Annotated in this window: 14 protein-coding genes, 1 tRNA gene and 1 pseudogene; 11 read left to right on the top strand and 5 right to left on the bottom strand. The window is 64.1% G+C overall.

The window, feature by feature from the left end; genetic code table 11:
• The first annotated feature begins 1 nt into the window (after window position 1).
• The 4 genes from DQG17_RS04700 to DQG17_RS04715 are packed head-to-tail and all read left to right on the top strand — an operon-like array spanning window position 2 to window position 3,700.
• Window positions 2–1,315, top strand: coding sequence for a SufD family Fe-S cluster assembly protein (locus tag DQG17_RS04700; RefSeq protein WP_116131596.1), 1,314 nt, complete (start codon window positions 2–4; stop codon window positions 1,313–1,315).
• Window positions 1,316–1,318: 3 nt separating this feature from the next.
• Complete coding sequence (locus DQG17_RS04705) at window positions 1,319–1,825, top strand: YIP1 family protein (protein WP_116131597.1); 507 nt, start codon at window positions 1,319–1,321, stop codon at window positions 1,823–1,825.
• Window positions 1,826–1,836: 11 nt separating this feature from the next.
• On the top strand, window positions 1,837–2,487 hold the full coding sequence (locus DQG17_RS04710) for a YIP1 family protein (protein ID WP_116131598.1): 651 nt from the start codon (window positions 1,837–1,839) through the stop codon (window positions 2,485–2,487).
• Window positions 2,477–3,700 carry a cysteine desulfurase gene (locus DQG17_RS04715; protein ID WP_116131599.1) on the top strand — a complete coding sequence of 408 codons (1,224 nt, stop codon included), beginning with the start codon at window positions 2,477–2,479 and terminating at the stop codon, window positions 3,698–3,700. The genes DQG17_RS04710 and DQG17_RS04715 overlap by 11 nt, the downstream gene beginning before the upstream one ends.
• Window positions 3,701–3,783: 83 nt before the next feature.
• Here the strand turns inward: DQG17_RS04715 and DQG17_RS04720 are convergent, their stop codons facing one another.
• The gene (locus DQG17_RS04720; protein WP_116131600.1) at window positions 3,784–4,836 is read right to left on the bottom strand and encodes a hypothetical protein; all 1,053 of its coding nucleotides are present in this window, start codon (window positions 4,834–4,836) and stop codon (window positions 3,784–3,786) included.
• 194 nt (window positions 4,837–5,030) lie between these two features.
• Between DQG17_RS04720 and DQG17_RS04725 the strand changes: the two genes are divergently transcribed.
• Window positions 5,031–5,107, top strand: a tRNA-Arg gene (locus DQG17_RS04725).
• Between the two features lie 29 nt (window positions 5,108–5,136).
• Here DQG17_RS04725 and DQG17_RS04730 read toward each other — a convergent pair.
• Window positions 5,137–6,042, bottom strand: coding sequence for a LysR family transcriptional regulator (locus DQG17_RS04730; RefSeq protein WP_116131601.1), 906 nt, complete (start codon window positions 6,040–6,042; stop codon window positions 5,137–5,139).
• A 101-nt stretch (window positions 6,043–6,143) separates the two neighbouring features.
• On the opposite strand from DQG17_RS04730, the gene DQG17_RS04735 reads away from it, so the two are divergent.
• Window positions 6,144–6,905 (top strand): SDR family NAD(P)-dependent oxidoreductase, encoded by a 762-nt coding sequence (locus DQG17_RS04735; protein WP_116131602.1) that lies wholly within the window; start codon window positions 6,144–6,146, stop codon window positions 6,903–6,905.
• A gap of 446 nt (window positions 6,906–7,351) precedes the next feature.
• Here DQG17_RS04735 and DQG17_RS04740 read toward each other — a convergent pair whose 3' ends face one another.
• Window positions 7,352–7,552: a hypothetical protein gene (locus tag DQG17_RS04740; protein ID WP_157973527.1), complete on the bottom strand. Its 201-nt coding sequence runs from the start codon at window positions 7,550–7,552 to the stop codon at window positions 7,352–7,354.
• Between the two features lie 76 nt (window positions 7,553–7,628).
• Here DQG17_RS04740 and DQG17_RS04745 point away from each other — a divergent pair.
• Window positions 7,629–8,092: pseudogene (locus DQG17_RS04745) on the top strand (IS5/IS1182 family transposase); the annotation flags it as partial.
• A gap of 128 nt (window positions 8,093–8,220) precedes the next feature.
• Here the strand turns inward: DQG17_RS04745 and DQG17_RS04750 are convergent.
• Entirely contained in the window at window positions 8,221–9,135 is a 915-nt protein-coding gene (locus tag DQG17_RS04750; RefSeq protein ID WP_116131604.1) for a LysR family transcriptional regulator, read from the bottom strand.
• 203 nt (window positions 9,136–9,338) lie between these two features.
• Here DQG17_RS04750 and DQG17_RS04755 point away from each other — a divergent pair, with 203 nt between their 5' ends.
• On the top strand, window positions 9,339–9,650 hold the full coding sequence (locus DQG17_RS04755; RefSeq protein ID WP_116132584.1) for a Dabb family protein: 312 nt from the start codon (window positions 9,339–9,341) through the stop codon (window positions 9,648–9,650).
• Window positions 9,651–9,693: 43 nt separating this feature from the next.
• On the opposite strand, the gene DQG17_RS04760 is transcribed toward DQG17_RS04755, so the two are convergent.
• Window positions 9,694–10,758: a maleylacetate reductase gene (locus DQG17_RS04760; protein WP_116131605.1), complete on the bottom strand. Its 1,065-nt coding sequence runs from the start codon at window positions 10,756–10,758 to the stop codon at window positions 9,694–9,696.
• A gap of 510 nt (window positions 10,759–11,268) precedes the next feature.
• On the opposite strand from DQG17_RS04760, the gene DQG17_RS04765 reads away from it, so the two are divergent.
• The 3 genes from DQG17_RS04765 to DQG17_RS04775 all read left to right on the top strand — a co-directional run bounded on the left by DQG17_RS04765 (window position 11,269) and on the right by DQG17_RS04775 (window position 14,460).
• Window positions 11,269–12,360 (top strand): ketopantoate reductase family protein, encoded by a 1,092-nt coding sequence (locus tag DQG17_RS04765; protein WP_116131606.1) that lies wholly within the window; start codon window positions 11,269–11,271, stop codon window positions 12,358–12,360.
• Window positions 12,361–12,467: 107 nt separating this feature from the next.
• Complete coding sequence (locus DQG17_RS04770) at window positions 12,468–13,913, top strand: amidohydrolase family protein (RefSeq protein WP_116131607.1); 1,446 nt, start codon at window positions 12,468–12,470, stop codon at window positions 13,911–13,913.
• A gap of 253 nt (window positions 13,914–14,166) precedes the next feature.
• Window positions 14,167–14,460: a YciI family protein gene (locus DQG17_RS04775; protein ID WP_116131608.1), complete on the top strand. Its 294-nt coding sequence runs from the start codon at window positions 14,167–14,169 to the stop codon at window positions 14,458–14,460.
• Window positions 14,461–14,510: the final 50 nt, after the last annotated feature.

The following is a 14,510-nucleotide window of genomic DNA, read 5'->3' on the forward strand; positions in this document are numbered from 1 at the left end:
GATGGCGGTCCGGCGGCAGAACCGACTGCAACCCAAGCTCGACGCGGCCGAGGCGCGGCTGGCGGCGACAAGCCTGCCCGAGGGCGGGGTCTGGATCACCGAGGCGCGCAATCAGGCGCTGGCGCGGCTGCGCACCACGGGCCTGCCGAATGCGCGTGACGAATACTGGAAATACACCCGCCCCGACACTCTGGTTCAGCCCGAGCCTGTCGCGGCGGCGTTGTATCGGCCCGACGAGAAGACGATCTTTGCCGATCTCGACCGGCTGCACCTGACCTTTGTCGATGGCGTGCTCGACGTTGCCGCCTCCGATCCCCGGGCGCTCGATGGGGTTGAGATTCAGACCCTGGCCGATGCTGCGGCCGCCGATATCCACTGGGCGCGCGAGGTCTATGGCGTGCTCGAGGCCCGCGGGCAGGACCCGGTCGAACGGCCGCTTGCGGCGCTGAACACCGCGGTCGCGACCGAGGGGCTGGCGATCCGGGTGACCGGAAAGGCGGCGCGACCGATCCAGCTGACCTATCTGCAAAGCGCGCCCGACAGCGACGCGATGATCCACCACGTGATCCGGCTGGAGCCCGGAGCCGAATTGACGGTGCTGGAAAACGGGCCGGCGGCGGCGCGGCTGACCCAGGTGATCGAGGTCGAGGTGGCCGATGGCGCGGCCTTCCACCACATTCGCGCCCAGGGCCGGACCCACGAACGGCGTGCGGCGACCCATATCTTTGCCCGGCTCGGCCGTGAAAGCGCGTTCAAGTCGTTCACGCTGACCGCCAACGGGGCGCTCACCCGCAACGATGTAGTGATCGAGTTTACCGGCGACGACGCGCTGGCCCATGTCGCCGGTGCCGCCCTTGGCGATGGCTCGGACCGGACCGGGTTTCATCACGACGACACGATCTTCATCACCCATGACGCACTGAATTGCGAAAGCCGACAGGTGTTCAAGAAGGTGCTGCGCAACGGCGCGACCGGGGTGTTTCAGGGCAAGATCCTGGTCCGAAAGGGAGCGCAGAAGACTGACGGCTATCAGATCAGCCAGGCGCTGCTGCTCGACGGCGACAGCCAGTTCCTGGCCAAGCCAGAGCTTGAGATCTATGCCGACGATGTCGCCTGTTCGCATGGCAGCACCTCGGGTGCGATCGACGAGGACGCGCTGTTCTATCTTCGCTCGCGCGGGGTGCCCGAAGGGCCGGCGACCGACCTGCTGATCCTCGCTTTCGTCGCCGAGGCGATCGACGAGATCGACGATCCGGCGATTGCGGCGGCGTTGCTCGAACGGCTCGAGTCCTGGCTGTCGCGGCATCGGGGCTGAACCGTGGCAGTTACGTCCGAGATCCTGCGCAGCTATCGCGCGCCCCGCAAGGTGATGCGGCGACTGCTGGCCGCGGCCGAGCGGGACGACCGCCCCGAGGCGCGGGCGCTGGCCTATCTGTTTCTGGGCTGCCTGATCATCTTCCTGTCGCAACTGCCGTCCCTGGTGTCGTTTCACGCCGTGTCGGCGGATGCGCCGCCGGTCGAGGCGCTGGTTGGGGTCACGTTCTTCAGCTGGATGTTTGTCTGGCCGCTGCTGTTCTATCTGCTTGCGGCCATCGTGCACCTGATCGCGCGCGCCTTTGGCGGCAAGGGCAGCTTTTCCCGGGCCCGGGTGGCGCTGTTCTGGACCGTACTGGCGGTGTCGCCCCTGATGCTGCTGCGCGGGGCCGTTGAAAGCGTGGCGGGTCAGGGTGGCGCGCTTGCCGTCCTCGACGGGGCGATCGCCCTTGCCTTCTGTGCGCTCTGGGCCGTATCGCTGATCGAGGCCGAAGCGCCCTCGACCGTGTGAAAGAAACGACCATGTCCTCGCGTCCGCTGCCCCTTGCAGGCCTTGTCCTTGCCACATTCCGCAACCCCCGCGGGACGTTGCGGTTCCTGATGGACCGCTCCGTTCCCGTGACGGCGCTGTGGCAGGCGCTTGTCCTGCTGGCGGTGCTGATCGTGCTGTTCGAACAGACCCTGCAGCACCTTGCGGGCGGCACCATGCCGCCTGTGACAGACGATGCCGCGGCCGATCCGGTCGCCGCGATGATCTGGAGCCTGCAGTCGACGGTGCTTGGCAACCCGCTGATGGTCGCGAGCTTTCAGGTCCTGTTCTGCGCGCTGGGGGTGCTGGCGCTGTACCGCGTCGGCCGGATGTTCGGCGGCACCGGCACATTGCAGCAGTCGCTGACCGCGATGAACTGGTTTCTGGTCATCTATCTGGCGATGCTGCTCGTCTCGTCCATCCTGGTCATGGTGGTGCCGGTCGTGGGGCTGATGGCGGTGCTTGCGATCGTGGTGGTGAACGGCTGGCTTGCCACCGTCTTCACCTGCGAGCTGCACGGCTTTCGCGAGCCGTTTCTGGTACTTCTTGGCATTGTCGCCACCACGGTACTCATACTTCTTGCGCTGGGAATGCTGGTAAGCATCGTCCTGTCCGGCACGATCGGGGATACCAATGTCCTATGATGTGAACACGATACGGCGCGACTTTCCGATCCTGTCGCGGCAGGTGAACGGGCGGCCGCTGATCTATCTCGACAACGGCGCCTCGGCGCAAAAACCGCAGGCGGTCATCGACGCGATGACCCGCGGCTATGCCGAAGAATACGCCAATGTTCACCGTGGGTTGCACTTTCTGTCTAATCTTTCGACCGAACGCTACGAGGCGGTGCGGAGCAAGATTGCGCGGTTCCTGAACGTGCCTTCCGAGGACGAGATCGTCATGACCTCGGGCAGCACGGAAGGTATCAACCTCGTCTCCTATGGCTGGGCCGCGCCGCGGATCGAACCGGGAGACGAGATCGTGCTGAGCGTCATGGAGCATCACGCCAACATCGTGCCCTGGCATTTCCTGCGCGAACGTCAGGGGGCAGTGCTGAAATGGGTCGAGACGGCGCCGGACGGATCGCTCGATCCACAGGCGGTGATCGACGCCATCGGACCGAAGACCAAACTGGTCGCCGTCACCCACATGTCGAACGTGCTCGGCACGCTCGTTGACGTAAAGGCGATTGTGGCCGGCGCCCATGCCCTGGGTGTGCCGGTGCTGATCGACGGCAGTCAGGCGGCGGTGCATGCCCCGGTCGATCTGACCGACATCGGCGCCGATTTCTATGCCATCACCGGCCACAAGCTTTACGGCCCCTCGGGCTCGGGGGCGATCCATATCCGCGCCGAGCGGCTGGCCGAGATGCGCCCCTTCCTTGGCGGCGGCGACATGATCCGCGAGGTGCATCGCGACAGCGTGACCTATGCCGATCCGCCGATGAAATTCGAGGCCGGCACCCCGGGGATCGTACAGCAGATCGGGCTGGGCGTTGCGATCGACTACCTGATGGATCTGGGGATGGAGAATGTGGCCGCCCACGAGCGCGTGTTGCGCGACTATGCCATGGACCGTCTCGGTGGCCTGAACTGGCTGCAATTGCAGGGCAGGGCGCCGGACAAGGGGGCGATCTTTTCCTTCACGCTCGACGGCGGGGCGCATCCCCACGACATCTCGACCGTGCTCGACAAGAAGGGCATCGCGGTACGGGCGGGCCACCACTGCGCCGGGCCGCTGATGGATCACCTGGGCGTCACTGCAACCTGCCGCGCCTCGTTCGGCCTCTACAACACCCTGGGCGAGGTCGACAGCCTGATCGAGGCGCTGGAGTTCTGCCACGAGTTGTTCGCCTGAACAACTTTGCCAAGGCCGGTTGCCTTGTCTTGACGCGGGGGGAGGGCATCGGCCCCGGGGAAATGACGGGTTCGCGCCGCCCTCTAGTGGGCATAGCCATAAGCGATGGCTACCGCGCCAAGCAGCATGAGCGGGAACCCCCAATAGGTGACGTGCCAGTCGACGGCCTTCGCGCGCGCCTCGCGACCCGATGTCGCCGCCCGGTGCAGCGCCACGTTATAGGCCACCGCGCCAGCCGAGATCAGGAAGGTCGCCAGCATCAGCACGTCGATGAAGGTCAGATATCCCAGCCGCGGCAACTCGCCCGCAATGGTGAAGTTGAAGGCGATGAAGGCCAGCAGGTTGCCGCTGGCGACGTCGATGCGGCGCCGGTAATCCTGGATGAACAGGTTTGCCCAGGCCACGCCCATCAACAGGATCAGCGGCGTAAAGATCCGCGCCCAGTAATACAGCATATGGCGGCTGGCCTCGAATCCCATCGAATACCGTGCCGAGGCCAGGCCGGTCAGGCCCGGGACCTCGTCGGTCTCGGTCCAGACCCTGCGCACCACCCACTCCTCCTCGCCAAGCTTCGTGCCCATTCCGCTGGCCTCGGGCAGGGCGGTGAAATCGATGAAATCGGACGGCGCATTGGCGAGGATCCGGACATAGAATTTCTGGCTGTCGAAGGGAAACGCGCGAAAGTCGAAGTCGGGCGCCTGCAGGGTGACGATCACCTCGCCGGCATAGGTCGCCGTCCCGTCGGCGAACCACGTCACCCGGGCGGATTTGTCAAAGCTGCGGGCCTGCTGGTTCTCGATCGTCATGGCCGGAACGTTCAGCCCCTGTTCGCGGGCCATGCGCAGGAAACCGGCAGAATCGAGGGTCCGGTACTTGCGCCCCGTGGCCTCGGCATCGAAGGCCAGCGCAGGATCGTTCCAGACCATGCGGATCCGGGCCACGACGCCGAAGTTCTCGGCCTTCTGGTCGACCGACGTCAACTGGGTCACCATCACCCCGATCCCGACGTCAAGCGGGGTCTCGGGCGCCACGCTGTCGGCGAGGGTATCGAGCTCTGCCATGGCCTGGGCGCGCAGGGCAGGCGCACCCTGAAGCGTCGTCAGGGTGAGGACAAACACGAAGATCAACCTGCGCATCAAGGACCCCACAGCGCGCCGGCGAAAATTCTGCCGTTCCCAAGCAGAACACGACTCCCTGCGAGATGGCAATCGGGCGCGATCTGGTACCGTGGCGAAAGACCAGGGCCCTGGACGTCCCAAGGATTTCCCGTGCGGCCTGGTGCAGCTTGATGTTGCAGAGGGCCAGCAATGCCGGTATAGCCCTGCGGCACGCACCCATAGCTCAGCTGGATAGAGTGTCGCCCTCCGAAGGCGAAGGTCGTAGGTTCGAATCCTACTGGGTGCACCAAATTTTGAAACGCAGCGTTCTTGGGCGAACTACCTTCTATTGTCCGTGCTCGATGATGATCCAAATGCGGTCATGGAAAAAGCAATAAAACTACGCAAGCGTGGCGTCATGCGCCGATCGCGTTGGTAGAGAAGCCACATGGGTCTTTCACCCAGTCGCCAATCCGGGAAGAGCCGAACCAGGCAGCCGGTCTCAAGGTCGCGTTTCACGAGGATTTCCGGCTGCATGATGATACCAAGACCTGCGCGTGCTGCGGCACGGACAGCTTGGCCGTTATTAACGGTGATCATCCGTGGAGGTGTAACCGCCTTCTCTTCGCCCTCCCTGGCGAACTTCCATGGCGACCTCGCTGACGGCGTGAAGGCGATGGTATCATGGCCAGACAGCTCATCGGGGTGAATCGGGACTCCTCGGCGGGAGAGATAGTCGGGGGCGGCGCAGACGGCCATGCGGTAAGGGGCCAAAGGTCTGGCAATCATCGCGCTGTCCTGCATCACGCCGATGCGGAAGGCGATATCGAAGCCTTCCTCCACCAAGTCGACGGTACGATCGGACAAGGCGATGTCGAGTTCTACATCGGGCGCGGACAGTCGGTAGGCGGCGAGTGCCGGCATCAACGCCTCCGAGCCGAAGGTGGTGGGCGCGGTGATACGCAATCGACCTTGCACCCGCGTCTGCTCAAGCTCTGCAGCCTCTTCTGCAAGCGCGATACGGCCCAGAATATCGCGACACTGCTCAACGTAGCTCGCCCCGAAATCCGTCAGGCTTTGTCGCCGTGTCGTGCGATTGAGAAGGCGCGTTCCGAGACGGTTCTCCAAAGCCGCGATCTGCTGACCGACCATGGCTGCAGATTGGCCCAGCGCCGCGGCCGCAGCACTCATCGAACCCGACTGAACCGTTGTGACGAAGGCTTGCATACAGCGCACGACGTCCATTCAATGGCATTCCTTTATAATGATAGCTTAATGATGCCGATTATCATCAAATTTCCCATCAGTTACAACAGCTCCGAAAGTCGTCCTTGAAGGAGTTGGATATGACACTGACGCGATTTGCGGGAAAAACGATTGTCATCACGGGTGCGGGAACAGGCATGGGGCGGGCGGCGGCGATCCGCCTCTCGAAGGAAGGCGCACAGTGCGTTCTCGTCGGCCGCCGTCAGGCACCCCTTGAAGAGGTTGCAGCCGAGATCGTTGCTGAAGGCGGTAAAGCCTTGGCAATTGCCTGCGATATTGGAAACGCCGCTGCGGTTGAGGCGATGGTACGGTTGGCGAAGAGCGCCAACGGTCGCATCGACGGCCTTTTTGCGAATGCTGGCGTCTTGGGCGCGTTCAAGCCTCTCGCCGAGACGGAGACTGCCGACTTCGAGGAGCTTGTCAGTACGAACCTCCTGGGAACCTTCCTATCGATCAAGCACTCTCTGCCACATCTTGAGGGCGGCGCCGTCGTCATCAACGCCTCATGGACCGTCAACAGCGTCATGCCCGGCGCGGGTGCCTATGCGGCGACCAAGGGGGCGTTGATCGCCATGATGCACACGCTTGCCATGGAACAAGGAGCCCGCAACGTTCGCGTCAACAGCATCAGTCCCGGCATCATCCTGACGCCGATGGCCGACGAGGTTCTGGACCCGGCATTCTCCGCCAAGCTTGCCGCCCACACGCCCTTGGGGCGAAACGGAACTCCCGTCGACATTGCCGGCACCGTCGCATGGCTGCTCTCCGACGATGCCCAGTTCATTACAGGTCAGGATATTCTGATTGATGGCGGCTTCACACTCGGAGGACCGCGACTGTGAGCGATGCACTCAACAGACCCCAGAGCGGCCTTTGAGACGCGGATCTGCACGATTTTCTACGAATGCGGACATAAAAGGGGGCTTAGAGGGCTATGGCGTAGACATAGTTCTCATCATCACCCGGCGCGGTGCACCATTACCCTCGAACTTCCAAGACGTTGGGTTGGTCTGACCTCCAAGCCGAGCCCCTGTGCGCCTTGGGTCCGGCGCAGGCACGCCATTCAGCCGCATCACCACATATTGGCGGCAAAGCTCAGTGGTGCCGTTCTGAAGGCTCGCGAGATCGTCGAACAATGCCGGACGAGACATAGGGGGACCAGTTCCCACATCGGATCAAGGACCGGAGCATAAGCCTCTGGTGCCCGTCGCTGAAACGCCCCCGTTCGCCAGGAGCATTCAGTGGCCCGCAACAGGAGCATCCGTCTCTCGATACCGGCTCCTGTGTCTTAGCCGACAAGCCGTGCGCGTGCCGCTTCAAACCGCTCACGTAGATCATCATGATCGGCGCCAAGGCCATCGACGCAATCGCGGTTCAAGAACTGCCGGCCGGCAAAAAGCTTCCTGTCGGTCTCGGTCAATATGGCTGCCTCACAGACCCCGGTCCATTCGCCCGCGATCGTTGCCAGCTGGTCTGCAATGATGGCCATGGCGTCATCCTCCTTGATCGAGAAATCAGGGGCCGCGTCGAGACAGATTCGGAGCGTGCTCATGCGGTTCTCGCCCTACAGGAAGTCGCCTGGCACCGGCGCGATGCTGTGCTTCATGGGGCATGCGCTGATGGAGAACCGCAGCGTGCCTGCGGTCGAGGGCGACCTGACCCTGGCCGACGGCCGGGCTGAACGCAAGGCAGCGCTCGACATGATGCACCGGCAATCGCCGGGATCGACGAGACGGCTGACGCTGGGCGCAGACAAGACATATGACGCTGCCGGGTTCGTGGCCGATTGCCGTCAGGCCTGCATCATCCCACATGTCGCTCAGAGGGCGCGGTTCTCGGCATCGACGGACGCACCACGCGGCACAAGGGCTATGCGACGTCGCAGAAGCACCGGAAACGCATCGAGGAGCTTTTCGTCCGGTCAAAGACGGTCGGTGGTGCGGCGCAGACGGTCTGTCGCGGCCTCGAGCGGGTGCGGTCGCGCTTCATCCTCACGCTGGCGGCGGCAAACCTTGCGCGGCTGCCGCGTTGTTGGCTGTCTGAAGGCGAGGACCGCCGCGCAATTCACGCCGAGCGGCCAAGACAGGCCGGAAAATCGTATTCCCGCGCCAAGCAAGGCGGAAACCGCTCCGCTCGCACGACTATTTCAGCACCCTTCTAGGACATCCAAATGTCCTCATATCCGTTCGCTTTGAAGTGATCGGAGAGGAACTCGATGAACAGCCGGGTCTTGGCGGGCATGTGTCGGCGTGCGGGGAAGGCCATGTTGATGGTAAGCTGCGGGAGATCCCAATCGTCGAGGACGCGGACCAGACGGCCTGCTTCCAGATCCTTCTGCACGATGTAGGACGGCTGCGCGATGATGCCCATGCCGTCGCGGGCGGCCGCCATAAGAAGCTGGCCCTCATTACTGGTCAGCACCGGCGTCACGTTGATCGTCGTGCGCGAGTTGCCCTTGTGCATGTGCAGCCGCAGCGGGTCGTCGGCCAGCATGTAGATCAGCAGCCGGTGACGTTCGAGATCCTCCGGGTGGCGCGGCATCCCCATCTCGTCGATATAGTCCGGCGAGGCGACAAGACGGCGGCGCGTCCGGGCCAGCTTGCGCATGGTGATGGAGCTGTCCTCTTCGACCCGGCGGGTGCGGATCGCGAGATCGACACCGGTCTCGATGATGTCGTGATAGCGGTTGGAGGCGGAAACATCGACCTGAATACGCGGGTATTTCCGGGTGAATTCCGGGATCAGCGGCATGAGGTGCAGCAGCGAGAAAGAGGTCGAGGCGGTCAGCTTCAGCGTGCCCGAGGGCGAATGCGACACACTGCCGATCAGCGACTCGGCGTCCTGAAGCTCGGCAAGGATGGATTTGCCGTAGGAACAGAAGAGCTCGCCCTCCTCGGTGAAGGAGATGCGCCTCGTGGTGCGGTTGACCAGACGCACGCCCAGCCGTTCCTCCAGCGAGGCGAGGTAGCGGCTGGTGGCCGAGACGGACTGGCCCAGCACCTCGGCCGCCTTGCTGATGCTGCCCTGTTCGACGATCTGAACAAGCACCTCGATTTCGGTGAAACGGTCCATTTTCCCCTCTTTCGCCTGTCCGCCACCCTTGTGGGACACGGGTGGGAGCAAGCTGAGTTCAGTTCATTATTGCGTCAGGTGCAAATATCTTTTGCCTGCGGGGGCGATTTCTTTCGGAATTCGGAAAGGTAGTTTGGGCGGGACAGTTTGGGAAGAGGCGGATGCGGCTGCGGGACGGCCGGGACCGCAACGGAGGGAACATCATGATCAAGCATATCGTCATGTGGAACATGTCCGGTGACACGGCGGCGGAACGGGACGACGCCGCGCGCTTCGTCCGGGAGCAGTTCGAAGGGCTGCGCGGCGCGGTGCCGGGGCTGATCGAGCTGGAAATCGGCATCGACGAAAGCAAGGTCGATTATGCCTGCGACGTGGTGCTTTATTCCGTCTTTCAGTCGCGCGAGGCGCTCGACGCCTATGCGGCACATCCGCTTCACCTCAAGGTGCGCGAGCAGCTCGGAAATATCCGCATCGCCCGCTACCAGGTGGATTACATCCCGGCAGACCCCGCCTGACGGGGGGGCTGGGGCGGGCCCTGCTTGACCCGCCCAAGACGGCTCAGTGGCGCTGCGGCGGGTGCCCGTGATAGGCGTCCTCCAGCAGCCTGGTCAGCGCGTCGCGTTCCAGCGGACGCGGGTTCCAGTAGGGATCCCTGAGGCTCAGCTCGACGATGCGCGCGATCCCGTCCTCGGGCATTCCGAGGGCCTTCAGTCCGTCCGGCGCGCCGATCTCGTGCCCGATCTCGTAAAGGCGCAGCGCCGGGTCGTCGCAGCCCAGCGTCTCGCCCAGCCGGGTCATGACCTCGGGGATGGCGGGCGCGGTATAGGCCAGCGCATGCGGCAGGACGATGGCATGGGTGGCCGCATGCGGCGTGTCGAAGGCGCCGCCGATCGCGTGGCAGAGCTTGTGGTGCAGCGCCATGCCGACCGTGCCGAGGCAGGTGCCGCAGAGCCAGGCACCGTAAAGCGCATCCGACCGCGCCTCGCGGTCCGCGCCGTCCTGCGCGATCCGGGGCAGAGCGCCGGTCAGCGCGCGAATGCCCTCCGCCGCGATCAGCGAGGTGATCGGGTTGGCCTCCTTGCAGTAAAGCGCCTCGACCGCGTGGGCGACGGCATTCATGCCGCTCAGTCCCGACATCTCGACCGGCAGGCCCATGGTCAGCTCGACATCATAAAGCACGGTTTCGGGCAGCACCTCGTCGCTGCGCAGGGTGCGTTTTACACCATCCGTGGTCTCGCCCAGAATTGGGGTCATCTCGGACCCGGCATAGGTGGTGGGAATCACGATCTGCGGCAGGTTCGTGCGCAGCGCCAGCGCCTTGCCGAGCCCGATGGTCGACCCGCCGCCAAGCGAGACGATGCCATCCGCGCGGAGCGATTTCAGCGATTTCAGCGCCCGTTCGGTGACCTCGGCGGGCGTGTGCATGCGGGCGTCGCTGAATACCCCGGCGCTGAGATCGCCGAGGCTCTTGGCAACAGCCTGCACCTGATCTGCCTGATGCGGCGTCGAGAGCAGCAGCACGCGGGTCATGCCGGCGGCGCGGATTTCCCCGGCCAGTTTCTCGAGCGTGCCAAAGCCGAACAGGATGCGTCCGGGATTCGCGGTGTAGGTGAAATTCTGCATGTCTTCCTCCCCGATCTCGCGCCGGACTCCTGCCGGATCTCCGGGGGCGAGTTCTGTGTCGTTCGGCGGGAAACTTGGCAGTTGCGCATGGCCCTGGGAACGCCGGGTGGGTGGGAAACATCTTTGCGAATTCTGCAAGTATGCCGCTTTGAGAGGTCTTTTGATGGATGGAGCCGGGCAGAAATCCGGTGCGCCAGTGTGGGGCGTGATGATCCAGGTAATCCCATTAGTAAATTGATATTAAATTATAAAAACCCTCTTTCTCCGGTGAAGTCTTTCGCCGGCTTCGCCGCATATCCTGCCGTCCCCCGACTTGTGCGAAATCCGGGTGAATGGCGCGTCCGACCGGATTTGTGGCGGGCCGGACGTCTGGACAGCGCAAGGATCGCGCTCCTAGGATCACCGGCAATTGGAGGGGCGCCACGCCAGCCTGGCAAGGCCTGGCGGCGCCTTTCGGGGAGACGCAGCCGACGCGGGCCGACACAACCGCCGGGGCAGGGAGGACGAACTATGAACAAACCGCGGATCGCCTATCTGGGCACCGGCGCGAACGGCGCCGGGATCGCCGCCGACATGACGCGCGCGGGCCATGACGTGACCCTGATCGAGCAATGGCCCGACCATGTGGAGGCGATGCGCCGCGCGGGCATCATCGTCGCTCTGCCGGGCGGGCGCTCGGAGACCACCGAGGTGCATGTCCGGCATCTCTGCGAAGTGGCCGAGATGCGCCAGCCTTTCGATCTCGTCTATCTCGGGATGAAAGCCTACGACACAAAATGGGCGGTCGAGCTGATCAAGCCGATGCTGGCCGAGGACGGTGTGGTGATCGGCATGCAGAACGGCATGACCCGGGGCACCATTGCGTCCATCGTCGGGCCGGAGCGCTGCCTTGGTGCGGTGATCGAGGTCACCGCGAACATGTACACGCCGGGCCGGGTCGACCGGCAGAGCCCGCGCGAGGAAAGCTGGTTCGCTCTGGAAGACAGTGTTGCCGTCGGAGCCGAGCGCGTGGCGCTTGCCGCCGAGGTATTGCGCGCGGCGGGGCGTGTCGACCTGGTGGCCGATATCCACTCGGCGAAATGGATGAAGCTCGCGGTGAATGCCGCCGAGCTGGTGACCTCGGCGCTGGTCGGGCTACCGCTGATGCACGCGGCGAAAGACCCCGCGCTGCTGAACTTCATGCTGGCCACGGGCCGCGAGGCGGTCGCGGCGGCGGCGGCGGACGGGGCGGTTCTGATGCCGATCCTGGGCATGCCCGAGGATGTGGATACCACCGATCCCGGTGCTTTTGCCGATGCGCTTTTCGGCAAGGTGCTGTCGTCGTTCTGCCTGCCCGACACCGAAACCACCTGTTTGCAGGACTGGCGCAAGGGGCGGCGCAACGAGGTCGAGGAGCTGAACGGCTTTGTCGCCGGGATTGCCCGCGCCAACGGGCTGAAGGCACCGCTCAATATCTTTACCGTCGAGATGGCCCGCCGCATCGAGCGCGGCGAGCTGCCCTTCGACGAAACCAATCGTGACGCGATGGCGGCGGCGCTGGCCGAGCATTACCCGGAGCTGGGCAATCTCGCCGGACTGCCCCCGCATCTGGCCAGCGCCTAGGCGCCGCCGCACCGCTTCATGTGAAAGAGACCGGCCGGCCTTTGCCGCGCTATGCGCCTGCGCGCACGCCCACGGAGGAGGGGCCGAATGTTCAAGGGAGAGAGACCATGACAAGACTTCTGATCAAGAATGCCGCCACCGTCACCATGGATGACGCGCTCGGCGATTTCGAGAAGGCGGATATTCTGATCGAGGACGGCGCGATCAAGGAGATCCGCCCCGATATGGATGCCGATGCGAGCATCGACGCAGAGGTGATCGACGCCGAGGGCATGATCGCCATTCCCGGCCTGTGGGACGCGCATCGCCACACCTGGCAGACGGGGCTGCGCGGCATCCTCGCCGATGGCCGCATCCCCGACTATCTGCGCGGTTTCCGCCTCCAGATGGCGACGCTCTACCGTCCCGAAGACATGTATGCGGCGAACTATGCCGGCGGGCTCGACTGTCTTGAGAACGGCGTGACCGGCCTTGTCGATTACTGCCACAACATCATCGACGAGGCGTATGCGCGCGCCTCGGTCGAGGGGCTTATGGCGTCGGGCGTACGTGGGCTTTACGGCCATGGCATGGTGCCGGTGACCGAGAACACCTTTGCCGATGGCAAGGGGCTGGCCGAGGGCAACGAGCTGTCGGATCTCAGCCACAACTGGCGCTATGTGCTGGCCCGCAAGATCCGCAGCGAATATTTCTCCGACGACAGCCTGCTGCGCTTCGGCATCGCGCCGCAGGAGCTGGCGATTGCGCCCGCCGCCGAGGTGGCGCAGGAGTTCGAACTGGCGCGCGAACTGAATGCACGGATCACCTTCCACAGCAACCAGGTCGCGGTGCCGAATGGCGGGATGTGCGACATGCACACCCTGTCGGAACACGGGCTGCTGGGGCCGGATGTGAACCTCGTGCACATGACCTTCACCAACCCGGATGAATGGGACATCGTGGAGGGGTCCGGTGCCTCGATCACACTGTGCGCCGAGACCGAGATGCAAATGGGCATGGGCTTTCCCGTGGCCATCGAGGCTACCCGCTACACCGAGGCAGGCCCGAGCCTTGGTATGGACTGCACCAGCAGCACCAGCGGCGACATGCTGGCCCATGCGCGGCTGGTGCTGCAATGCACCCGCTGGTTGGGCGATGCCCCGCATTACGAGAATTTCAGCCACCCGAAAAAGATCCACTGGACGACGCGCGACGCGCTGGCCTGGGTCACGATCAACGGCGCCCGCGCGGCGGGGGTGGACGATATCACCGGCTCGCTGACGCCGGGCAAACGCGCCGATATCGTGCTGCTCGACATGCGCGGCATCGCCTTTGCGGGCTGGAACCGCAAGGATCCGTGCAGCATGGTCGTGTCGCAAGCCAACAGCCGCAACGTGCACACGGTTATGGTGGATGGGAAGATCGTCAAGCAGGGCGGGCCGCTGCTGCATGTCGATCCCAAGGCCGCTGTGGCGACGCTGGAAAGCTCGCATGATTTCCTCAATGAAATCATGGCGGAAAAAGGCGGGTTCATCCCGCAGCCGCCGGTGCCGCTGCCGCTTTACGAAGCCTGATCCGGTCAAGCTGCGGCCCGCATGACCAAGGCGGGCCGCCTCATTCAACGATGCGCGCAGACCCTTGCGCACATCGGGTGCCCGGCGTGTGTCTGCCGCGAGTATCTTGCGGATATCGCAAAAATATTTCCCGAAAATGCCGAATTATCCCGCGTTTGGGGAAATGCCATGATGTTTTGAACCAAACGGTCCGGGCTTCGGATCGCGCCGCATCGGGCTCCGGGAGGGAGCTGCGGCGGGAAGAGGAGAGACCATGCTGTTCGCGATCCACTGTGTCGATCATCCGGGGAAAGTCGAGGACCGGCTGGCCCATTACGACGCCCACAAGGCCTATCTGGCGTCGGCGCCGGTGGCCTCGGTGATCTCCGGCCCGCTGCTGGCCGGGGACCATGAAACCATGATCGGCTCGCTTTTCATCGTCGAGGCCGAGCACATCGAGGACGTGCGGGCGTTCAACTCCGCCGACCCGTTCAACAAGGCCGGCGTCTGGAAAGAGATCAACATTCACCCCTTCAGCATGCGCGTCGACAACCGGGCGCCACGCTGAGGGACACCGGGGCCACGGGATGTGGCCCTGCCGCAATCGAGGGTCCTTGG

Source organism: Tropicimonas sp. IMCC34043 (assembly GCF_003390845.1).
GTDB lineage: Bacteria > Pseudomonadota > Alphaproteobacteria > Rhodobacterales > Rhodobacteraceae > Tropicimonas.